A 21,478-nucleotide genomic window follows, 5' to 3' on the forward strand; every position below is an offset into this window, starting at 1 on the left:
ACGTACCGTCGGCGGCCCACCCCCGGCACGGGCCCCGCACACGGCGGATTCTGTGCTTCATGTCACCAGGCGTGTCCATGCGTGCGTAACCTGCGAGTAGGGGCAGTTCGTACGGGGGCGGCGACCAGAGGGGGATGGCGTTGGTGCGGATGGGGGACCGCGACACCGCGTGCGCGAACTCGGCGGAGGCCACCGACGAACGACGTCGGCTGTCCACGCTGGATCTCGTGGGCCTGGCGGCCGGCGGGGTCGTGGGGTCGGGATGGCTGCTGGCCGCCGGGCGGGTGTACTGGGAAGCTCACGCGAACGCCCTGTGGGTGTGGGTGATGGGCGGGGCACTGATGCTGGTGATCGCCGCCGTCATGGTCGAACTGGGCATCGCCGCTCCCAAGACCGGCGGGCTGATCTTCCTCCCGCTGCAGGCCGCCGGGCCGCTCCTGGCCACGTTCGTGGCCGCCGGGCTGTGGATCGCCTACGCGGCGAACCCGGCCAGCGAGGCTGCGGCCATGGTCCGCGGGCTGGCGTACTGGTTCCCCGAACTGATGAAGAACGGGAAGAGCCTGGAGGGGGCCGAAGAACTCACGGTCTCGGCCCTGGCGCGGCCGTACGACCTCTCCGACGCGGGCTGGCTGTGCACGGTCGCGTTCATGACGCTGATCATGGCGCTCAACCTGTTGCCGACGCGTCGGCTGATCAGGCTGAACGTCCTGGTCACTGTGGTGAAGGTGCTGATTCCGGTACTGATAGTCGTCCTCCTCGGTTTCGACTGGTACGACGAGGTCGGCAGACTCAAGGAGTGCACGCCGGCGGACGCCCAGTACTTCCGGGGGGACGCGAAGCAGCAGAGCGAGGGCCTGCCCCTGCATCTGGTGCTGGGCGGCGCCGTCGTCTACTCGTACATCGGTTTCCAGGCCCCCCTCGACTCCGCCGGCAACGTCAAACGGCGGGGCATCGGCGAGGCGGCGCGGCTGCGGTGGGCGGTGTACGGCACCCTCGTCGGCGCGTTCCTGCTGTACACGGCCCTGCAATGGGTGTTCACCCGACGTTGCGGCGGGCTCAGCACCAGCATCCTCGAATCGCCGTACGCCCAGTTCGCCACGGAACTGGGGCTGGTCTGGCTGGCCTGGTCGATCTGCCTGAACGCGGTGCTGTCGCCCATGGGCGCCGGCATCGTCTTCACGCACGCCCTGACACGTGAGGTCGCCGCGCTGAGCCGCGCCCATCTGACCCACCGAGGGCTCCAGACGGCGCGTCGGGCCTCGTTCCGCTTCCGCGGCGCCGAGATCGACGCGTACTGGATGATCCTGCTGGTCAACTTCGCCGTCGCTCTGGTGATGCTCGCCGTGGCGGGAGGCGACTGGGGCAAAGTGGCCACCCTCAACAGCGTGCTGACACTGGTGGTGTACGCCATGCCGGGCGTCGTCCTCGTGGCGCTACGGCTCCCGACCTTCGGGCGCACCCGCCGCACGGTGCATCTGGCTCTCGCCTTCACCGCGTTCGTCGCGATCGCCGTGGTGTTGCACGAGGCGGGCTGGGACGCCGTATGGCAGGGCATGGCCGCCGTGGCGATGGGCGCGGTACTGCTGCTCGTACTGCCGTGGCTGGCGAGACTCGATCTGCCCTTCGTGGGCCGCCTGCTCAGCCGCTACGACGCCCGGGACCACGTTCTGCGGCTCGCCGACCGCAAGGACCCCGCCGTCCGGCCGCTGCTGCTGTTCGTCGCGCATCTGTCGGTGGTCGTGCTGTGCACGAAGCTCCGCCACTCCTTGGAGGATCGGTACCCCGACGTGGAGCTGGTGACCCTGCCCATCGCCGCCTTGTCCGCGATGGTCGTCTTTCCGCTCCTCGTCGGGGCCTGCCGCCGCTACATGAAGGCCGTTCGCCCCACCCTTCCCGCTCCCCGCCCCGAACCGGAACCGAAGTCACCGGTCAACGCAGGGACTTGATGACCCAGTCCGCCGCCTCGTACCGCCCGGCCACCCGCAGCGCGGCCACGGCGTCGTCGCGGTGGCCGCCGTCCGACCAGCGGCCCACGGTCGCGCGGAGCAACAGCTCAGCGTCCGGCAGCGGAAGCGCCAGCACCCCGCCGACGACCTCGACGACGTCGTCAGGAGCCACCAACTGCTCGTTCTCCAGGAACCGTTCGAGCAGGGTCCAGGCGACCTTGTGCAGTCCCGCCCGGTGCAGCCGACCCGCCACATCGGCGACCAGCGCGGCATCGACCGGCACCCTGTCGAAGGGATCGGACAGTTCGCGGCACGCGGCGCGCACGGCGTCGAGGTGCCTGGCCTCGTACAGCGCCCCCAGGCAGCCCACGAACCACTCCCGGTCCCGGTCATGGCCCCGGCCCTCCTCCGGGCGCATGACGGCCATCGCCAGGCGGCGGCCCACCGTGTGAGCGGCCCGGGACCGGTCACGGCTGCGTTCGACGCGCCCCAGCAGCCGCACCAGGTCGGCACCGGTGCGTCCTTCGACGTACACGGCTGCGGCGTGGCGCAGCAGCCGGGAGCACGAGGGGTCGGCGTCCGCCTCGCGCAGCCAGTCGTCCAACTGCTCCAACTCCTCCAGGGGGCGGGGAGCGTGCCCTTGGGCGGCCGTGTCGGCGTCGGCGGTACCGCCGTCGACGTCGCAGGCCACGATGTCGGTCAGCAGGTCCCGGGTGGTACGGGTCAGGGCCGGTTCCTTGTGCCAGTGCGCCACGAGCACGGCCAGGTCCTGCACGTTCTTGAACGTGGCCGCGTACTGCCGCACCAGGGTGCACTTGCCGGGGGACGCCTCGGCCTTCGCCAGCAGCGCGCACAGCTTCACCACGTGCCGGGGTCGTGCGGTGCGACCGATGTGCTCGGCGAGGGCGTCGTGCCCGGCGCCGCGCCGGGCGATCAGCCTCGCCGCGAGTATCCGGGTGCGCTCCACCTTGGTCGCGTCCGCGGCGTTCAGACGTTCCTCGACCCACCGTTCCAGGACCCGCCCGGCCGGGCTGAGGTGCTGGAACGCGCCGGCCAGGTCGGCCATCTCCTCCTCCTCGTCGCCCTCACCCGCGCCGCCCGGCGGACTGTCGGCGATCGCTTCCAGGGTCAGCCCCAGCAGCCGGTCGGCCTCGTCCCCGCAGCCCTCGTCGCCCAGCGCGGTGTGCAGCAGCGCCTTGTCGAGGTTGGTGCGGCCCGAGGTCGGACTCGCGAACACCTTCACCGTGCGCTCGGCGAGCACCGGCTGCTGCCGCTTCAGTACCCGCACGAACACCGCCACGTCGAAGGCCGTGCGCTGGCAGGCCACGTCGTGCACGATCGTCGCGGTGATCGGGCCGCGCTCGCTGCTGTGGGATTCCGCTCGGTGCTGCATCAGGGCCAGTTCGGCCGCCTCACCGACGGGCCGCGACAGGGCCGCCGTCGCCATCAGCATGACCGCGTCCCGCCGGTCGAAGTGGTCGGCGAGTTCGACCAGCTCACCGACGGGGCGGTGCAGGGCGAACGCGTGCAGGGCACGCATGGCCGCCGCCTCGCGGCGCTCGTCCCGCATCTGGCCGAGGATGGCCACGAACCGCTCGACCGGCGTCCACGTCACCCAGGCGTACCCCTCATTGAGTGCCTGTGCGACATCCGTCTGGAAGAGGTGGTCGGTGCGGCGGGCATCCGCGCGGCCGTCGCTGCCCTGACCACCGCCGTCGGGGACGTCGGCGTGGTGAGCGGTCGTCCGAACGCGGTGCCCGCCTTCGGCGCCACCGGTGCCGTCGAGCCCGTCCGTTCCGCCGGCGCCGTTCATCCGCCGCCCAGCATGGCGCGTTCGATGACACCCCAGTACCTGACGAAGTCGGCCGGTTCGGGCAGCAGTTCGCCCGCCCTTCGGTCCACACGACGGGCCAGATCGCGGCTCTGCTCGTCCCCTTCCTTCAGTCGTACGACCACTGCGCCCGCGAGGTCTGGGCGGCGCATCAGTTCGGGAAGGCTGCGCTCACCGTTGAGGAGCAGTTCGCGCACCCACCCGTCCACCGTCTCCAGCGACCGAACCCGGGGCCGGCGGCCCTTGGCCTGGTTGGTGAACAGCGTGGCCGCCTCCGAGGCGTCGTTCAGCAGCATCCGGGGCGCGTGGTGGACGCCGCACTCCTCCATGCCCTCGTCGATGCCGGCGCGCAGCGCGCCGAGGGTCAGATCGTCGGGGTGGCCCGGCATGCCCTGTCCCAGCACGTTCAGCAGGTGTCCGCTGAACGGCGTGCATGTGTCGAGGGGTGCGGGCAGGTTGACGCAGGCGTCCGCCCAGGCGTTGTGGACGTTGCCGCCGACCGCCGTGAGCACACAGGTGCCCCGGTAGCGGGTGCCGAGGGCGCCCGGCAACGCGGACTCGGGCCCGAGGTGGGGCAGCATGTTGGAGTAACAGCAGTCGGCGATCAGCACCTTGAGGCCGGCCTTGCTCTTCCTGATCGCCCGGTACACGTACCAGGCGGACAGCCAGGTCCAGGGCTCGCTGACACGGGACGACCCGACCGCGAAGTGGACCTGACCGCCCGGCACGTCCTGCCAGTACGCGCCGTGCCCGACGTACACCACGAGCAGGGTGTCCTGCGGCCCTTCGCCGGCGGCGGCTGCCTCGTGCAGGGCACGCATCACGCCGTCCGAGGTCCGCGTCCGCTCCGGCTCGAGCACCGCGGACGCCGCCTCGGCACCCCACCGGGGGTCCCGGGCCAGCGCGGCCCCGTACGCGCGGGCGCTGGCCTCGATCGTCGGATACCCGTCTATGCCGGAACCGTCGTCGTACGAACCGACGCCGATCACCAACGCCCGCGACGCCATGACCGTCAGCTCCCTTCGGGGCTGCCGGACCCGGCGGACCCGTCGGCGTCGTCACCGGGGCGCCGCGGCGGCTCGGGGGCGTGCGGAGGCTCAGGGCCGCGCGCCGGGGTTGGCGCCGATGTGGTCGGCGGGGTCCCCGTCCCCGAAGTGTCCGGAGCGCCCGGCGTGCCCGCAGTGCCCGGCGCCGACGGCGCCCCCGGCGTCTGCGACATCTGCACGACGATGGTGACCGTCGGCGGGTCGAGCCGCCTCCCCCGCCAGGCGTCGACCGCCCGCTGCGCGGCGACCCCGACGGCCGCGCCGACTGCGCCCTCCAACAGCGCCTCCAGCAGCGTGAAGGCAAGGTCGCCGCCCAGCGTGCCCTTCTGCCCGACCTTCTCCAGCCGCCAGTCCAGGCCGGTCTCCCGCCCCAGCTCTTCGAGCAGTTCCTGCGGCTCGTCCAGCCCGACCGGCCCCTCGATCTTCACCGAGATCATCGCTGCCATGCTCCCGTGCCTCCCCCGTCGGCCCCCGCGATACACGTCCACTCTGCCAGCGCGAACACCGACTCCGCGAGGGCCAACTGACGCACACCGCAACCGTCTTACGCCCCCTGAATGCCACCCCCTCCCGTACGGGTGTTCTCCTCGCCCTCGGCGGCGGCTCAGGCCGCGCGGGCGGATACCGTCCCCGCCACCCCGGCAACACGGCGATCACGTTCCGCACGGCAGTCCCGGCACCAGGTGCCCTCTGGTTGCCGGAAGACACGATTGCAGCCGCCCGCGCAGTCGGTCATGGGGTAGGAGGGGGACGGCTCGCCCTTTGGACCCTCGCCCTCTGAAGCCTCCGGCGAGGGCGGCAACGGCGGTGGCAGCAGTTCCCGCAGCCGATAGGCGAGGAAGCCGGCCGGGTGCTCGACGAGGGCGGGCACGTCGGCCGTCATGGCGTGGTGCACCGCCGTCGCGCTGGCACCGTTGTCGAACCAGGCGATGACGGCCGGAGTGAGGCGGCGTACGTCCCGCCGGGAGAGCGTGAACCGGTCGTCGGCCCGACGCAGCCCCACGAGCAGGGCGACGGCCTTGTCGTGATGTTCGCTGCCGGACGGCTCGGTTTCGGCGGCCTCGGTTTCGGCAGCCTCGGTTTCGGCGGACTCGGGTGGGGTGGTCCGCGGTGCGGCGGGCAGGCCGTTCTCGGCGCCGGACGCGCCATCCCCGGCCGTCGGCTCGGGAGCGGCAGAAGCAGCAGGGGGCGCCGAAGCCACGGTGAGGGGCGGACCCACAGCGCCGGCCGAAGCCGCGGCGAGGGGCGGACCCGCGGTGGCGGCCGGGCCCGCGCAGCCCCCGTGGCCGACGGGCGCGGGCCGCGGCGGCGGCGCGGCGGTGAGGCCCACCCCGCCCGTGGTCGCCCCACGGGCACGCGTGAGCGCCGGAGCGTTGTACGCGTACGTACGCGTGACGACGCGCCCCCCGTCGACCCGCTCACGCACCCGCTCGATATATCCGTGCGCCTCCAGCTCACGCAGGGCGAAGGCGATCCGGTCCCGCCCTTCGGGGAACCGCTCGGCGAGGGTGCGGATGTCGGCGGAGGCACCTTGGGGCAGCGACAGGATGTGGGTCCCGAGCCCGATGGCCGTCAGGGACAACTCGCGGTGTTGCGCGAGGTGGTTGCCGATGATCGTGAACCGGTCGGGCTGGTACTCCCTGATGTGGGTGACCCCGGAACGGGTGGCGCTTTGCCGAACAGGCGACTGCGGGCGCACGGCGCCGCTAGGCTTCGTCTCAGCCATGGGGAAGAGGTCCTGTCTTCCTCGGTGGTCAGGCCCTCGCACTGGGATTGCAGTCCCGGCGGGGGCCGTCGCATGTCTGCGGTTGTCTCCGCCGAGCCTGCACGCGCAACCGCCCACCACGCCAGCCGACTTGGGACAGTTCACCCCGGAGAGTGACGAACACGGGGTTTGGTTGGTTTGGAAGGTTTCTCTCCCAAGAGTTCTTCCTCTCTTACCTCCCGGACCTCCGACACCCGGACCCTCGGCACCCGGCCGACCGGAACCCGCGTTCCCGGGCTCCGGTGCGAGTCGCTTCCACCAAGGGGCGAGCCTTGGCCAGAAGTACATGGGATCGCGATCGCGATTTTGGTACGAATGATCGACTGTTGAGGGCAGCGATCTGCGAACGAAGCTGCGAGGGCGTCCACGGGGGTAGGCGTGAGCGAGGACAGGCCCGTTGTCTCGGCCGAGATACCGGAGTTCACCGGAAATCTGGAGCAACTGGAGACGGACGCAGGGGACATCGCGTTCGACGGGATGGCGATCGGCGCGGCGGGTCTGCTGATCGACGCCAACTTCAACCTGCTGGAACCTTTCTACAAGGCCCCCGAGGCCGACCAGCTCTTCGCGACGACGGCGCCGGTCGCATCGGCCGGCAACGACCTGCACACCGAACTGAGCACAGTCTCCCAGGCGCTGCTCGACTACGCGGCCGAGGTCCGGCCCCTGGTCAACCGGCTCAACACGCTCCGCGAGGAGGCTGCGGCGTTCGAACGGCGCGTAGCGGACGACGACGACTGGGTCGCGGACGGCGACCTCATCGACGAGAACACAGCCCGCCGCAACGCGGTGAACGCGGCCTGGTCCGCCTTCCAGGCCGCCGAGCGGGCCTGCCACAACAAGATCGTGGCACTGGTCGGCGGAGAGCCGCTCGTCGTCGGCGACGGGTCGAACAAAGAGAACATGTACGGCTACCGGGCCGAGGACCTCGACAATGCCGGGGGTCTGCCGTGGGGCGACCCCGTCCAGGAGTCCAACCCCTGGTACTACTTCCACGAGCACGCCTGGGACTTCACGGTCGGCTTCGTCGTGGACGGCGTGTGGGGCACGATCAAGGGTCTGGGCACCCTGGTCGGCTTCAACGGCTGGGACGCGGCGGGACAGGCATGGACCGGCCTCGGCAAGCTCGCGACCGGCGTCCTGATCACGGGAACGCCGCTCGGCGCCGCGTACTGGCTGACCCCGGCCGACAAACTCCCCTCCTGGCTGCGCGACTCCCGCACGGCGGTCGTGGAGACCGGCAAGGCCCTCATCGCGTACGACGAGTGGGGCAAGAACCCCTCCCGGGCAGCCGGCGCGGTCACCTTCAACGTCGTGACCACGATCTTCACCGGCGGAGCAGGCGGCGCGGTCGCGGCGACCGGCAAGGCCGGTGCGATCGCGAAGGCCATCTCCTTCGCGGGCAAGGCGGGGCGGATCGTCGACCCGATGACGTACATCGCGAAGGGCATCGGCGGGACCGCCGTGAAGATCAGTGACGTCATGGCCGGGCTGCGGGGGATCACGAACGGCACGCACATCAGGCTCGGCGAAGGCACCTACCAGATAGCCGACACCCCGAACCTCGCCGACGACCTCCCGGCCGGTCTCACCCCCGAGAACTCCGTCCGCATGACCACCCCCGAGGGCGAGGTCGTCTACCTCGACACCAAAACCCTGGTCATGCACAACGCGGACGGGACAGTACGGGAGTCCTTGGACGACATCCGGCACGAGCGGACGGCGGAACAGCGGGCCGGGCAGACCGCTGCGCGGCAGGATGAGCCCGCGAGTGGCGTCGGCGAGCGGGAGCCGGCGGCGGTGGGGGCTGGCGCGCGGGGCGGGGACGCCGCGGCGGTGGGTGGGCGCGGAAGCGACACGGTGACCACAGGCGGCCGAGGGGGCCACGGACCAGGGGAAACCGGCGGCCTCGGTGACGCCGGTGCACCAGAGGGCCGGGGTGGCGCTGGTCCGAACGAGGTCGGGCGCACCGGTGACGACGCGGCAAGCGACGGATCGAACGACGGTCCGCGGTCCGAAGGTCCGCGATCCGACGGCGACGGTCCTGGTCCTGGTCCGACACAGACGACGCGACCTGCCTTCATGCGTGAGGGAGACAATCCCTACGGGCCCAAGGGGTCGCTGTCGTTGGAGCAGATCGAGGAGATTCAGGTCTACCGCGCCAACCATGAGCCGGGATACATGGAGCGGTATTACAAGGAAAACGGTTGGCGAAAGAATCTAAAGCTCCAGGACGAGAGCGGGTTCACGCCGCCCCAGCTCGCTCGGCTCTCGGAGGACGCGCCATGGATTCAGGCCAAGGAAACTCCCGCAGCACCTGAACCGCATTTCCTCGACGACGACTACATAAGTGTGGGGGCAGACACTGTCACAAGCCGAGCAAGGCTTGAGGTTCTCGACAGAGCGGCACAGGAACGCCATTTCGCTGTTCAATGGGACAACGTCGTCAAGGAGTGGAAGGCGGAGACCGGAAAGGCTCATGAAATCCATGGCACGGCTGACTCTGCTGCGGAGTGGGGAGAGGCGAGAGGGGCATACAAGGAGTCTCACACAGCCATGGGAAAGGCGACCGAGGCGTTCGGTGAAAACGCGGCGGAGCACCACTACATTGCCGAGCGCTACCCGGACTTCGAAAAACAGACCCTGCTCGGCCCGAAGAACGGGAATGATCAGTTCGACCAAGTATGGAAGCATGATGACGGCCGGATTGTCGTCGTCGAGGCGAAGAGCAGTACGGGAACGGAGCTCGGCGGTAGGTCCCTGCCAAACGGCAGGAGGGTTTCACAGGGAAGCAGGGAGTATTTCTTCGACATTCTCCGGGAAATGAGAAAGCGAGGAGAGCTCGACCTCGTGGAGGATCTCAAGGCGGCGCTCAAAGGGGGCAGGCTGGAATATGTGGTCGTCAAGGGGGAGAGGAACTCGGGCACGTACACTGGCTACCAGTACCGACGGTTCGACATCAGTAGGGGGACCCTTCCGTGACCGTGACTGTTGCCAGGCATGGTGTGGTGATCCCCGATACCGAGCGCTTCGTGGAGCGCCTCGGCGAAGCTGTCGCCCGGGACATCGACGAACTCGAAGAGTCGACGGAGATGATCGACTTCGCCTTCCCCAGTGCCGTCACGGCACTGCAGGCACGCTGCGTCGACGACCCCGAAGCATCGGCCGTGGAAACGTGGGAAGCCGCGGTCAACGCGATGCAGTTGGGTTCGGCCCTGTTCGCGGTGTCGGAGGCGAGCGAGGGGCACGTCGAGTGCCGTATCAACCACAAGATGCGCCGCCTTCCCGCGACCGGCCGGCTGTCCGCCGCCGATGCCGGGAACTGGCTCACCGCCTTCTGGCTGGCTGTCATCTGCCGTGACCAGCAGCGCATGACGCAACTCTGTGAGATTCCGGTGGAGCGGTTGCGTGCGCCGGAGGGGCACTATGACGAATACATCTACCACTGGGTCGACACTCTGCAGACCTACTGGCTGCGGCGTCCGGGGTTGGTGGAGAAGTTGACGGTCACCCTCCAGTCCTCGGACGCCTCGGTTGCACGGATCGCGCCACGTGATCTGCTCCAGGGCGTCCTTTATCCGCCGATCAACCTCTTCTACAACTTCGTGCGCAGAAACGAGGCGGGCTTCGGTCCCGCCCTGGAGGAAGCACTGAAACTGCACAGGCTGTACTGGACTCACGACGAGAGTCGGGAGTCGGACATCGACGGCGCTGTCGCCCTCGGTCCTCTTGCCGTCGCGTGCCTCGCGTACGACGGCGGATTCCCTATCGGAATCGAGTCCGGCTATCTGCCCAAGCACCTTCTCCAGCGCGACTGGTTGGGTGAGTTCCCCACCTGACAGACCTGGTTGGGCAGAGCCTCCGAGGTGCCGCCCGACCACGCGGCCGAGGGCGCGACCATACGCGTCGCGGACCGGACGGAGAACGCGTCTCCTTCCTTCTCCGGTCATGGCCAAGGAGATCGATGTGTGCAGCAGAGCACGGGAGCTCGCCGCCGCGTGACGGAAACAAGCGCCCACCCGCACAAAGGGCGGCAGCCGCAAGCGGCCACCGCCCCTCTCCGTACCTCACCTCAGGTCGTGTTCCGCCTCCGTCGAGCCCCCGGCCGCCGCTCGCTCGGCCGCGTCACCGGGTCCCCCGCCTCCAGCGCGGCCGCGCGCCGCCGCAGGCCGAAGTCGGCGAGCGCCTCCGCCAGCTTGTGCACGGACGGCTCGGGAGCCATCACGTCCACCCGCAGCCCGTGCTCCTCGGCGGTCTTGGCCGTCGCGGGGCCGATGCAGGCGATCACGGTGACGTTGTGCGGCTTGCCGGCGATGCCCACCAGGTTCCGCACCGTGGACGACGACGTGAACAGCACCGCGTCGAAGCCACCGCCCTTGATCGCCTCGCGGGTCTCCGCCGGCGGCGGCGACGCCCGCACGGTCCGGTAGGCGGTGACGTCGTCGACCTCCCACCCGAGCTCGATCAACCCGGCGACCAGCGTCTCGGTCGCGATGTCGGCCCGCGGCAGGAACACCCGGTCGATCGGGTCGAAGACGGGGTCGTACGGCGGCCAGTCCTCCAGCAGCCCGGCCGCGGACTGCTCCCCGCTCGGCACCAGGTCCGGCTTCACACCGAAGGCGACCAGCGCCTTGGCGGTCTGCTCGCCCACCGCGGCGACCTTGATCCCCGCGAAGGCCCGGGCGTCGAGCCCGTACTCCTCGAACTTCTCCCGCACGGCCTTGACCGCGTTCACCGAGGTGAAGGCGATCCACTCGTACCGTCCGGTCACCAGGCCCTTGACCGCGCGCTCCATCTGCTGCGGGGTGCGCGGCGGCTCGACGGCGATCGTCGGCACCTCGTGCGGGACGGCCCCGTAGGACCGCAGCTGGTCGGAGAGCGAGGCGGCCTGCTCCTTCGTGCGCGGCACGAGGACCCGCCAGCCGAACAGCGGCTTGCTCTCGAACCACGACAACTGGTCGCGCTGGGCCGCGGCGGAACGCTCACCGACCACGGCTATCACCGGCCGCGCGCCCTCCGGGGACGGCAGCACCTTGGCCTGCTTCAGCACCTGGGCGATCGTGCCCAGCGTGGCGGTCCAGGTCCGCTGCCGGGTCGTCGTCCCGGCGACGGTGACGGTCAGCGGCGTATCGGGCTTGCGGCCCGCGGCGACGAGCTCGCCGGCGGCGGCGGCCACGGTCTCCAGCGTCGCCGAGACCACCACGGTCCCGTCGGACGTGCCGACCTCGGTCCAGCACCGCTCGGACGCCGTCCCGGCGTCCACGAAGCGCACATCGGCGCCCTGCGCGTCCCGCAGCGGCACACCGGCGTAGGCGGGCACGCCCACCGCGGCCGCCACACCGGGCACCACCTCGAACGGCACGCCCGCGGCGGCGCACGCCAGCATCTCGCCCGTGGCGTAGGTGTCCAGGCCGGGGTCGCCGGACACCGCACGGACGACCCGCTTGCCGCCCCGCGCGGCCTCCATGACAAGATGTGCCGCATCCCGCACAGCGGGTGCACCAACGGTTGTCGACGCGCCGTCAACAACCGTTAGCTGAGGCGTGCCTGTGGCCGAGAACGTATCCGCTGAAGTAGCCGCGGAAGAGGTCGGGGGCGCCGCGGCCACGGGCGGCGGGCCCGTGTCGGTGTCCAGTACGGCGACGCCCGGACGGGCATGCGCGCGCACCACGTCGAGCACGTCGTGCTCGGCGACGAGGACGTCCGCGTTCGCCAGCGCCTCCACGGCGCGCAGGGTCAGCAATCCCGGATCCCCGGGTCCGGCACCGAGGAAGGTGACGTGACCGTGGTCCGGACCGGCGGAAAGGGTGGTGGGGCTCAATGTGCTCGCTCCCCCATCAGACCGGCCGCGCCCTTGGCGAGCATCTCGGCCGCGAGTTCACGGCCGAGCGCCATTGCCTGGTCGTGCGTCTCGGGCACGGGACCGGTGGTGGACAGCTGCACCAGCGTCGAGCCGTCGGTCGTGCCGACGACGCCGCGCAGGCGCATCTCCTTGACAGTCTGCCCGTCGGCCAGCAGGTCGGCGAACGCACCCACGGGTGCGCTGCAACCGGCCTCCAGGGCGGCGAGCAGGGACCGCTCGGCGGTCACGGCGGCCCGTGTGTACGGGTCGTCGAGTTCACCGAGCGCGGCGACCAGCGACGCGTTGTCCGCGACGCATTCGATCGCCAGTGCCCCCTGGCCGGGGGCGGGCAGAACCGTGTCGACCGACAGGAAGTCGGTCACCTCGTCGATCCGGCCGATCCGGTTCAGTCCGGCGGCGGCCAGCACGACGGCGTCCAGCTCACCCTTCCGCACGTATCCGATCCGGGTGTCTACGTTCCCGCGGATCGGCACCGTCTCGATCGTCAGACCGTGGCTGCGCGCGTACGCGTTCAACTGGGCCATCCGCCGCGGAGAACCGGTGCCGACGCGGGCGCCGTCCGGCAGCTGCGCGAAGGTCAGACCGTCGCGGGCGACCAGTACGTCCCGCGCGTCCTCGCGCACCGGCACGGCGGCCAGCGCCAGCTCGGCGGGCTGCGTCGTCGGCAGGTCCTTCAGCGAGTGCACGGCGAAGTCGACCTCGCCGCGCAGCAGCGCCTCCCGCAGCGCGGTGACGAAGACGCCCGTGCCGCCGATCTGCGCCAGGTGCTCGCGCGAGACGTCGCCGTACGTCGTGATCTCCACGAGTTCGACGGGCCGTCCGGTCACCTGCCGGACCGCGTCCGCCACCAGCCCGGACTGGGCCATGGCGAGCTTGCTCCGCCTGGTCCCGAGCCGCAGCGTCCCATCGGCTCGGCGCCGGGGCGCCTCACGTGCCTGCTCACTCATGATCGCCCTCGGTTCTCGGCGTTCTCTTGGCTGTCATCGGCCCGGGACACGGCGGCGACCGTCTCCTGGTCCAGGTCGAACAGGGTCCGCAGCGCGTCCGCGTACCCGGCGCCGCCGGGTTCGGCCGCGAGCTGCTTGACCCGTACGGTCGGCGCGTGCAGCAGCTTGTCGACGACGCGCCGCACGGTCTGGGTGATCTCGCCGCGGTGCTTGTCGTCGAGGCCCGGCAGCCGGCCCTCCAGGCGGGCGATCTCGCTCGCGACGACATCGGCGGCCATGGCGCGCAGCGCCACCACGGTGGGGGTGATGTGCGCGGCCCGCTGGGCGGCGCCGAAGGCGGCCACCTCGTCCGAAACGATCCTCCGCACCATGTCCACGTCGGCGGCCATCGGCGCGTCGGCGGAGGCCTCGGCGAGGGACTCGATGTCGACGAGCCGGACGCCGGGCAGCCGGTGCGCGGCCGCGTCGATGTCGCGGGGCATGGCCAGGTCCAGCAGCGCCAGCACGGGTTCGGGCCGGGGCACCTCGGCGACCGGCTCGGGCCGGCGCAGTTCGGTGATCCGCCCGGTGACGGCGAAGGTCGCGGCGAGCGCGGTGATCAGCTCGGCCTCGGCGGCGGGCGACCGGCGGGCGGCGGTGCGCCGGTCCACGGTCGCGTTGTCGACCCAGGCCGCGTGCTGCTCCAGCGTCGCCGCGTCCATCCCGGCGACCGCGGCCTCCCCGTGCACGGAGAAGCCGCCGCCCTGCACGGCGGGGAGGTCGAGCGGGCAGTCCTCGTCGGTGCCGAGGGACGTCGGCGGCAGCGCCGTCCGTACGTCGCCCCGCGCGTCCGTGCGGGCATCGGGCCCGGCGGCGACCGCGCCTGCGGGGACCCGCCCCTCGACGGCCGCGGCGACGGCGTCGGCGGTCAGGACCAGGCCCGTCGCGCCGGTGCAGGAGACGACGACATCGGCACGTGTCAGCTCGGAAGGCACCGATTCCATCGGTACCGCGCGGGCCGCCACGTCCGTTTCGCCCTGTTCCCTGAGAATCTGCGCGAGCCGCTCGGCCCGGTCGTACGTCCGGTTGGCGACCACGATCTCGGCGACCCCGGCACGCGCGAGCGTGGCGGCGGCCAGCGACGACATCGACCCGGCGCCGATCACGACGGCCCGCTTGCCCCGGGCCCACGCCTCGACGGCGCCACCGGCGGTGAACTGCTCCAGGCCGAAGGTCACCAGCGACTGCCCGGCCCGGTCGATCCCGGTCTCGGAGTGCGCCCGCTTGCCGACCCTGAGGGCCTGCTGGAACAGGTCGTTCAGCAGCCGCCCCGCGGTGTGCAGCTCCTGCGCACGGGCCAGCGCGTCCTTGATCTGCCCGAGGATCTGCCCCTCGCCGACGACCATGGAGTCCAGCCCGCAGGCCACCGAGAACAGATGGTGGACGGCCCGGTCCTCGTAGTGCACGTACAGGTAGGGCGTCAGCTCGTCGAGCCCCACCCCGCTGTGCTGGGCGAGCAGCGTGGACAGCTCGGCGACACCGGCGTGGAACTTGTCGACGTCGGCGTACAGCTCGATGCGGTTGCAGGTGGCGAGGACCGCGGCCTCGGCGGCCGGCTCGGCGGCGACCGTGTCCTGAAGCAACTTGATCTGCGCGTCCAGGGACAGCGCGGCCCGCTCCAGCACGCTCACCGGAGCGCTGCGGTGACTCAGCCCGACGACCAGGAGACTCATGCCGGCATCACGGCGGGGACATCCCCGTCGGGTCCTTTCCCGGACTCCTTGGGAGCCAGCGCCACGGCCGCGGCCTCGCCCGCGGCCTCCTCCCCGGCCTTGCGCTGCTCGTGGAAGGCGAGGATCTGCAGCTCGATGGAGAGATCCACCTTGCGCACGTCGACACCGTCCGGCACGGAGAGGACGGTGGGCGCGAAGTTCAGGATGGACGTGACCCCGGCGGCGACGAGCCGGTCACACACCTGCTGGGCGGCTCCGGCGGGGGTGGCGATCACGCCGATGGAGACCCCGTTGTCGTCGATGATCTTTTCCAGGTCGTCCGTGTGCTGGACCGGGATGCCCGCGACCGGCTTCCCCGCCATCGCCGGGTCGGCGTCTATCAGCGCGGCGACCCGGAACCCACGGGAGGCGAACCCGCCGTAGTTGGCCAGGGCGGCGCCGAGGTTACCGATACCGACGATCACGACCGGCCAGTCCTGCGTGAGGCCCAGCTCACGGGAGATCTGGTAGACGAGGTACTCGACGTCGTAGCCGACGCCCCGCGTTCCGTACGAACCGAGGTAGGAGAAGTCCTTGCGCAGCTTCGCGGAGTTGACCCCCGCCGCGGCCGCCAGTTCCTCGGATGAAACGGTGGGTACCGAGCGCTCCGACAGCGCGGTCAGGGCACGGAGGTACAGCGGAAGCCTGGCGACGGTGGCCTCGGGAATCCCTCGGCTGCGGGTCGCCGGTCGGTGAGTTCGGCCAGTTGCCACGGTGCTCCTGCGGGTAGAGCGGGGCTGCGGGCGGTCATGCGTCCCCAGACCGCCCCGTCGACAGCAGGCTATGTCTTTGTGAACGCGTGCACAAAGATGGTGTCCGATTTGCCCGGCCAACGTGACCGGGGTCACGCACACGCGACGCGCACGTGCGGAACCGGCACGGACGCGCCGTCGTCCCTCACGCGGCGCCCAGCTCGGCGCCTTGTTCCACGGGGGCAAAACCGCACACTCTCCTCACGAATCCCGCCCCCGAGACCAATAGCCCGTCGATCCTAAGCGACTTTCTGGACCACTTGGACTGGTCGGTCAGTCACAGCTGTGTAAGGGCTTTGCGCAGACGCGCCTCGTCCACCCGCCAGAAGGTGTGCTGCGCGCCGTCCACCAGCACGACCGGGATCTGCTCCCAGTAGGCGCGGTGCAGTTCCTCGTCCTGGGTGATGTCCTTCTTCTCCCAGGGCACCCCGAGCTCCCCGCACACCTTCTCGATCACCGACTGTGCGTCATCGCACAGATGACATCCCGGCTTGCCGATCAGGGTGACGAGCCGCTCCCGAGGGTCACGCGACCGTCGCCGAAACATGGCACTCATGCCGCCATTGTCGCAGCGCGCAAGCCACCGGCCCGTCACGCGTTCCGCACGGGGACACGCCGCGCCGACCGCCTCTTTAACGACGCGGTCGTGGAGAGTTCACACCTTGCGAACCTCTCGGCTCCGGAACCACCGAACAGACTGGCTATGCTCACGACATGGCCGCTCTAGGATGGCTCACTCCTCGTAGGCGCTCCGCCACGGCACGGAGTGTGTTGGCAGGCGAGGCCTCAGCCGAGGCCGCGCGCAAGTCCTCCCAGGAACTGGAGGACATCGCTCCCGCGCCCGACGCCCCTGCCGCCGAACCGGAGTTCCCGGTCCTCGGCGACGAGAAGGCCGCCGCCTTCTTCGACCTCGACAACACGGTCATGCAGGGCGCGTCGCTGTTCCACTTCGGCCGGGGCCTGTACAAGCGGAAGTTCTTCGAGACCCGCGACCTCGCCCGGTTCGCCTGGCAGCAGGCGTGGTTCCGGCTCGCGGGCTCCGAGGACCCCGAGCACATGCAGGACGCCCAGAACTCGGCGCTCTCCATCGTCAAGGGCCACCGCGTCGCCGAACTGACCATCATCGGCGAGGAGATCTACGACGAGTACATGGCCGAGCGGATCTGGCCGGGCACCCGCGCCCTCGCCCAGGCCCACCTCGACGCCGGCCAGAAGGTGTGGCTGGTGACGGCCGCCCCCGTGGAGATCGCCCAGGTGATCGCCCGCCGCCTCGGTCTGACCGGCGCGCTCGGCACGGTCGCCGAGTCGGTCGACGGCGTCTACACCGGCAAGCTGGTCGGCGAGCCGCTGCACGGCCCCGCGAAGGCGGAGGCCGTCCGCGCCCTGGCCGCCGCGGAGGGCCTGGACCTCTCGCGCTGCGCCGCCTACAGCGACAGCCACAACGACATCCCGATGCTGTCCCTGGTCGGCCACCCCTACGCGATCAACCCGGACACCAAGCTCCGCAAGCACGCGCGCTCCATGGACTGGCGCCTGCGCGACTACCGCACGGCCCGCAAGGCGGCCAAGGTCGGCCTCCCGGCCGCGGCCGGCGTGGGCGCGGTGGCCGGCGGCACGGCGGCAGCGATCGCGCTGCACCGCCGCCGCCGCTGATCCGCTGATCCGCTGATCCACCCGATCGCTCACACCTTTTTTCGAGCACACCTTCTTTCGAACGCCGGAGGGCCGGGGGACCGGCCCTCCGGCGTTCGGCGTTCCCGCACGCCCGCACGCATTCCGGCTGTCCTACCCCCGCCGCCCGCCCCTCAGTCCCGCCAACCGCACCCGACCACAACACGCCCCGCACCCAGACGGAACACGAACCCAACCGATCAACAACCGATCACGCACCGGCACTTGAGCAGCCGTCAATCGGTAACAGAAGCGACGTAATCGATGATTTGAGCAACTGGGTGTAGCAGTGCCTGCACGAAGCGTTATTCTCCTCAAACGCAAACCGGTACCCCTCCGTCGCTACGACGGGTGAATGGTTCCGTACTGCACGTGATGGAAGCTCTGCCTCTGGGAGTCCCGTGTACCCACACGTCGGGGTTGACGCCTCGGGCCTGGCTACGCTGCGCGCGACGGTCAACGACCTGTTGCGCGGCTTCGTCCCCACCGCGTACGCCGTCCCCGCCCTCGCCTCCGCCGCCGCGCCCGTAGGCCCGTGCTACGCACTCGCCGAGGGCAGCGCGGCCGTCGGCAGACGAGGGCGTTCGGGATCCACCGCCACCACCACCCGCCGTCCCGCCGCGGACAGCGACAGCGCCCGCATGATGGACCTCGTCGAACGCGCCCAGTCCGGCGAGGCCGACGCCTTCGGCCGCCTGTACGACCAGTACAGCGACACCGTCTACCGCTACATCTACTACCGCGTCGGCGGCAAGGCGACCGCCGAGGACCTCACCAGCGAGACGTTCCTGCGCGCCCTGCGCCGCATCGGGACGTTCACCTGGCAGGGCCGCGACTTCGGCGCCTGGCTGGTCACCATCGCCCGCAACCTCGTCGCCGACCACTTCAAGTCCAGCCGCTTCCGGCTGGAGGTCACCACCGGCGAGATGCTCGACGCCAACGAGGTCGAGCGCTCCCCGGAGGACTCCGTCCTGGAGTCCCTCTCCAACGCCGCCCTCCTCGAGGCCGTACGCCGCCTCAACCCCCAGCAGCAGGAGTGCGTCACCCTCCGCTTCCTCCAGGGCCTCTCCGTCGCCGAGACCGCCCGCGTCATGGGCAAGAACGAGGGCGCGATCAAGACCCTCCAGTACCGGGCCGTCCGCACCCTCGCCCGCCTCCTGCCGGACGACGCCCGCTGACCCGGCCCCCTGGCGGGACCCACCCGGCGAGCCGCCGCCGGCCCCGCGCCGAGCGCCCCCTCCGCATGCGCTCGGCAACCTCCAACTCACCCTCGGTCACCCTCCGTTGACTTCTTCGCCGGTTCATCCTCCGTCCGTAACCCAAGTGCCGCGCCACTCGTTGTGCGGGATACAGGCTCCCTGTGGTCACGGCCCGACCTACCTCGATCACCCGATCGTGTGCACCGGTCGGAGGCGTGCAACCCTCAGGACCCCCTGGGGAGTCGACCGTCATGACGAGAGGAGGTGCCGCCAGTGATCGCGAACGTATCGGCGCACCGGCGGGCGAACGCCTTCGCCCAGGCCCTGGAGGAGCTGTCCGACCGGGGCACGGCGGCCGAGCAGCCCGAGGGATCGGCACCGGCCCCGGCAGCGGAACAGACCGATCAGGGCCGCCTGTTGACCCTGGCGACCGGTCTCGGCGAGCTGCCCAAGCCGGAGCTTGACCCCGAGGTCAAAGTGGTCCAGCGCGCCCAACTGGTGGCCGCGATGGAAGCCATGCTGCGGGACGGCACGCTCGCGGGGCGCGAGGCGAAGGACTCTTCGGTGCCCGAGCAGCGAGCCGGCAGGGCGCGGGGCGCCCACCGGGCAGGTCCGCTGGGCAAACTGCGACCACGCACCCGGCTCACGAAGAGCCTCGCCGCGGGCGGGCTCAGCGTCGGAGTCGCGGCGGGAGCCTTCGGCGGTGTGGCCGCCGCCAGCTCGGACGCCCTGCCCGGCGACTCGCTCTACGGCCTCAAGCGCGGCATCGAGGACGTGAAGCTCACCCTGACCGACGACACCGACGACCGGGGCCGGCTCTATCTGGACCAGGCGTCCACCCGGCTCAGCGAGGCCCGCAGGCTCATGGAGCGCGGCCGCGGCGGACAGCTCGACCACGAATCACTGGGCGACGTCCGCCGGGCCCTCACCGGCATGAAGCACGACGCCGCCGAGGGCCACCGCCTGCTGCACGAAGCCTATGAGCGCGACCCGGGCTCCCTCGGCCCCATCCAGGCCCTGTCGGCCTTCTCCCAGTCCCACCGGGAGGCGTGGGGAGCACTGCGCGAGCGGCTGCCCGTCCAGCTCGGGGACGTCAGCCAGGAGGTGTCGTCGGTCTTCGACGCCATAGACGAAGAGGTCGCCCCGCACCGGTCACTGCTGCCGCGGCACCCCGCACCGGACGGCGGCGGCAAACACCGCCGCTCCCCCGGCTCCAGCGCCCCCGGCTCGGCCGACTCCGGCCGCCCGGCGCCCAGCGTCAGCGGCGGCTCCGGGGGCCGCCAGGACACCGGCGGCAAGCCCAAGCCGTCCGCCTCGGACAGCGACGGCGAGAGCCTCGTCGGCGGCGCCACCGGCGGTCTGCTCGACCCGCCCGAGGACAACACCTCGAGCACCGCCCCGTCCACCGGCGGCAGCGCGCCCGCCCAGGAGCCCGACGTCACCCTGCCGCCCCTCCTCCCGGGCCTCCTGCCCGGCCTGGGCATCGACGGCGACAACACGGACTGACCGGCACGACGGTGGGGCGCCCTTCCTGAGGAAGGGCGCCCCATCGTCGTCTGTGCGGAGGGGCGAGCCGCGGAGTGGCGGGCCGCGGAGGGGCGGACCGCGGAGGGGCGGGCCTCAGAAGAACACCGAGCGCCGCTGCACCAGCAGCTTGTACAGCGTGTGCTGGATCTGCTCCCGCACCTGGTCCGTCAGGTTGAACATCAGCATCGGGTCCTCCGCGGCCTCCGGCGGATAGCCGTCGGTCGGGATCGGCTCACCGAACTGGATGGTCCACTTCGTGGGCAGCGGGATCGCGCCGAGCGGGCCGAGCCACGGGAACGTCGGCGTGATCGGGAAGTACGGGAAGCCCAGCAGGCGGGCCACCGTCTTGGAGTTGCCGATCATCGGATAGATCTCCTCCGCGCCCACGATCGAGCACGGGATGATCGGCGTGCCCGCGCGCAGCGCGGTGGACACGAAACCGCCGCGGCCGAACCGCTGGAGCTTGTAGCGGTCCCCGAACGGCTTGCCGAGGCCCTTGAAGCCCTCCGGCATGACACCGACCAGCTCGCCCTGCTGCAGCAGCCGTGAGGCGTCCTCCGCACACGCCAGGGTGTGCCCCAGCTTGCGCGCCAGCTCGTTCACCACCGGCAGCATGAACACCAGGTCCGCCGCGAGCAGCCGCAGATGGCGCCCGGCGGGATGGTTGTCGTGGACGGCGACCTGCATCATCAGGCCGTCCATCGGGAGCGTCCCGGAGTGGTTGGCGACGATCAGGGCGCCGCCCTCCGCCGGAATGTTCTCGATGCCCTTCACCTCGACCCGGAAGTACTTCTCGTACAGCGGCCGCAGCAGGGACATCAGCACCTGGTCGGTGAGTTCGGCGTCGTAGCCGAAGTCGTCGACCTCGTAGTCCCCGGTGAGCCGCTTGCGCAGGAAGGCGAGGCCGCCCGCGATCCGTCGTTCCAGCGCGCCGCCGTCCGGTGCCTCGGCGGCCTCCTGGGGCGGCTCCGGCTTCTCCCGTGTCACAGGAACATCATCGGCGCCGGCCGGCAGTCCGGGGAGGGCCTGGACCTCACCGGATTCGCGGACATCGCGTACGACCGCGTTCTCGCCCTTGCGCCGGCTCCCCGCGCTCCGGCGTCGCGACGGGCGCTGCGCGGCGCCCCCACGGGTCCGGTCGTCGTCGAACGGAATGACCTTGGCATCCGCCATCGTTGAT

General features: G+C 71.0%; 16 protein-coding genes. 6 read left to right on the plus strand and 10 right to left on the minus strand.

Annotated features, from left to right (window positions below; genetic code table 11):
* Window positions 1-134 precede the first annotated feature (134 nt).
* Window positions 135-1,946, plus strand: coding sequence for an APC family permease (locus tag ACZ4Z2_RS21885; protein ID WP_468078296.1), 1,812 nt, complete (start codon window positions 135-137; stop codon window positions 1,944-1,946).
* On the opposite strand, the gene ACZ4Z2_RS21890 is transcribed toward ACZ4Z2_RS21885, so the two are convergent.
* The 4 genes from ACZ4Z2_RS21890 to ACZ4Z2_RS21905 form a co-directional block, all read right to left on the minus strand.
* A complete protein-coding gene (locus ACZ4Z2_RS21890; RefSeq protein ID WP_468078297.1) occupies window positions 1,930-3,759 on the minus strand; it encodes a hypothetical protein in 1,830 nt (609 codons plus the stop codon). The genes ACZ4Z2_RS21885 and ACZ4Z2_RS21890 overlap by 17 nt on opposite strands.
* Entirely contained in the window at window positions 3,756-4,784 is a 1,029-nt protein-coding gene (locus ACZ4Z2_RS21895; RefSeq protein WP_468078298.1) for a hypothetical protein, read from the minus strand. Before ACZ4Z2_RS21895 ends, ACZ4Z2_RS21890 begins: the two co-directional genes overlap by 4 nt.
* A 5-nt stretch (window positions 4,785-4,789) precedes the next feature.
* Entirely contained in the window at window positions 4,790-5,269 is a 480-nt protein-coding gene (locus tag ACZ4Z2_RS21900) for a hypothetical protein (RefSeq protein WP_468078299.1), read from the minus strand.
* Window positions 5,270-5,427: 158 nt separating this feature from the next.
* Entirely contained in the window at window positions 5,428-6,549 is a 1,122-nt protein-coding gene (locus ACZ4Z2_RS21905) for a helix-turn-helix domain-containing protein (RefSeq protein ID WP_468078300.1), read from the minus strand.
* Between the two features lie 417 nt (window positions 6,550-6,966).
* Between ACZ4Z2_RS21905 and ACZ4Z2_RS21910 the strand changes: the two genes are divergently transcribed.
* The gene (locus ACZ4Z2_RS21910; RefSeq protein WP_468078301.1) at window positions 6,967-9,570 is read left to right on the plus strand and encodes a hypothetical protein; all 2,604 of its coding nucleotides are present in this window, start codon (window positions 6,967-6,969) and stop codon (window positions 9,568-9,570) included.
* A complete protein-coding gene (locus ACZ4Z2_RS21915) occupies window positions 9,567-10,427 on the plus strand; it encodes an immunity 49 family protein (protein ID WP_468078302.1) in 861 nt (286 codons plus the stop codon). The genes ACZ4Z2_RS21910 and ACZ4Z2_RS21915 overlap by 4 nt, the downstream gene beginning before the upstream one ends.
* Window positions 10,428-10,660: 233 nt before the next feature.
* Here ACZ4Z2_RS21915 and ACZ4Z2_RS21920 read toward each other — a convergent pair whose 3' ends face one another.
* The 5 genes from ACZ4Z2_RS21920 to ACZ4Z2_RS21940 form a co-directional block, all read right to left on the minus strand.
* Window positions 10,661-12,409, minus strand: coding sequence for a bifunctional uroporphyrinogen-III C-methyltransferase/uroporphyrinogen-III synthase (locus ACZ4Z2_RS21920; protein ID WP_468078303.1), 1,749 nt, complete (start codon window positions 12,407-12,409; stop codon window positions 10,661-10,663).
* The gene (gene hemC, locus ACZ4Z2_RS21925) at window positions 12,406-13,398 is read right to left on the minus strand and encodes a hydroxymethylbilane synthase (RefSeq protein WP_468078304.1); all 993 of its coding nucleotides are present in this window, start codon (window positions 13,396-13,398) and stop codon (window positions 12,406-12,408) included. The genes ACZ4Z2_RS21920 and hemC overlap by 4 nt, the downstream gene beginning before the upstream one ends.
* Window positions 13,395-15,110, minus strand: coding sequence for a glutamyl-tRNA reductase (locus tag ACZ4Z2_RS21930; protein WP_468078305.1), 1,716 nt, complete (start codon window positions 15,108-15,110; stop codon window positions 13,395-13,397). The genes hemC and ACZ4Z2_RS21930 overlap by 4 nt, the downstream gene beginning before the upstream one ends.
* Entirely contained in the window at window positions 15,107-15,862 is a 756-nt protein-coding gene (locus tag ACZ4Z2_RS21935) for a redox-sensing transcriptional repressor Rex (protein ID WP_468078306.1), read from the minus strand. Before ACZ4Z2_RS21935 ends, ACZ4Z2_RS21930 begins: the two co-directional genes overlap by 4 nt.
* Before the next feature lie 316 nt (window positions 15,863-16,178).
* On the minus strand, window positions 16,179-16,457 hold the full coding sequence (locus ACZ4Z2_RS21940) for a glutaredoxin family protein (protein WP_468078307.1): 279 nt from the start codon (window positions 16,455-16,457) through the stop codon (window positions 16,179-16,181).
* Between the two features lie 158 nt (window positions 16,458-16,615).
* Between ACZ4Z2_RS21940 and ACZ4Z2_RS21945 the strand changes: the two genes are divergently transcribed.
* From ACZ4Z2_RS21945 to ACZ4Z2_RS21955, 3 genes are all read left to right on the plus strand, one after another.
* Window positions 16,616-17,554 (plus strand): HAD family hydrolase, encoded by a 939-nt coding sequence (locus tag ACZ4Z2_RS21945; RefSeq protein ID WP_468078308.1) that lies wholly within the window; start codon window positions 16,616-16,618, stop codon window positions 17,552-17,554.
* Between the two features lie 419 nt (window positions 17,555-17,973).
* On the plus strand, window positions 17,974-18,750 hold the full coding sequence (locus ACZ4Z2_RS21950; protein ID WP_468078309.1) for an ECF subfamily RNA polymerase sigma factor, BldN family: 777 nt from the start codon (window positions 17,974-17,976) through the stop codon (window positions 18,748-18,750).
* 294 nt (window positions 18,751-19,044) lie between these two features.
* The gene (locus tag ACZ4Z2_RS21955) at window positions 19,045-20,277 is read left to right on the plus strand and encodes a DUF5667 domain-containing protein (protein ID WP_468078310.1); all 1,233 of its coding nucleotides are present in this window, start codon (window positions 19,045-19,047) and stop codon (window positions 20,275-20,277) included.
* A 114-nt stretch (window positions 20,278-20,391) separates the two neighbouring features.
* Here ACZ4Z2_RS21955 and ACZ4Z2_RS21960 read toward each other — a convergent pair whose 3' ends face one another.
* A complete protein-coding gene (locus ACZ4Z2_RS21960; RefSeq protein ID WP_468078311.1) occupies window positions 20,392-21,471 on the minus strand; it encodes a lysophospholipid acyltransferase family protein in 1,080 nt (359 codons plus the stop codon).
* Window positions 21,472-21,478 lie beyond the last annotated feature (7 nt).

Source organism: Streptomyces sp. NPDC030183 (assembly GCF_055573455.1).

What these genes read in the sequence shown, in the direction of transcription:
- ACZ4Z2_RS21885 (WP_468078296.1), top strand. Translation starts at nt 135, where the DNA reads ATGGCGTTGGTGCGGATGGGGGACCGCGACACCGCGTGCGCGAACTCG.
- ACZ4Z2_RS21890 (WP_468078297.1), bottom strand. Translation starts at nt 3,759, where the DNA reads ATGAACGGCGCCGGCGGAACGGACGGGCTCGACGGCACCGGTGGCGCC.
- ACZ4Z2_RS21895 (WP_468078298.1), bottom strand. Translation starts at nt 4,784, where the DNA reads ATGGCGTCGCGGGCGTTGGTGATCGGCGTCGGTTCGTACGACGACGGT.
- ACZ4Z2_RS21900 (WP_468078299.1), bottom strand. Translation starts at nt 5,269, where the DNA reads ATGGCAGCGATGATCTCGGTGAAGATCGAGGGGCCGGTCGGGCTGGAC.
- ACZ4Z2_RS21905 (WP_468078300.1), bottom strand. Translation starts at nt 6,549, where the DNA reads ATGGCTGAGACGAAGCCTAGCGGCGCCGTGCGCCCGCAGTCGCCTGTT.
- hemC (WP_468078304.1), bottom strand. Translation starts at nt 13,398, where the DNA reads ATGAGTGAGCAGGCACGTGAGGCGCCCCGGCGCCGAGCCGATGGGACG.
- ACZ4Z2_RS21930 (WP_468078305.1), bottom strand. Translation starts at nt 15,110, where the DNA reads ATGAGTCTCCTGGTCGTCGGGCTGAGTCACCGCAGCGCTCCGGTGAGC.
- ACZ4Z2_RS21940 (WP_468078307.1), bottom strand. Translation starts at nt 16,457, where the DNA reads ATGAGTGCCATGTTTCGGCGACGGTCGCGTGACCCTCGGGAGCGGCTC.
- ACZ4Z2_RS21945 (WP_468078308.1), top strand. Translation starts at nt 16,616, where the DNA reads ATGGCCGCTCTAGGATGGCTCACTCCTCGTAGGCGCTCCGCCACGGCA.
- ACZ4Z2_RS21960 (WP_468078311.1), bottom strand. Translation starts at nt 21,471, where the DNA reads ATGGCGGATGCCAAGGTCATTCCGTTCGACGACGACCGGACCCGTGGG.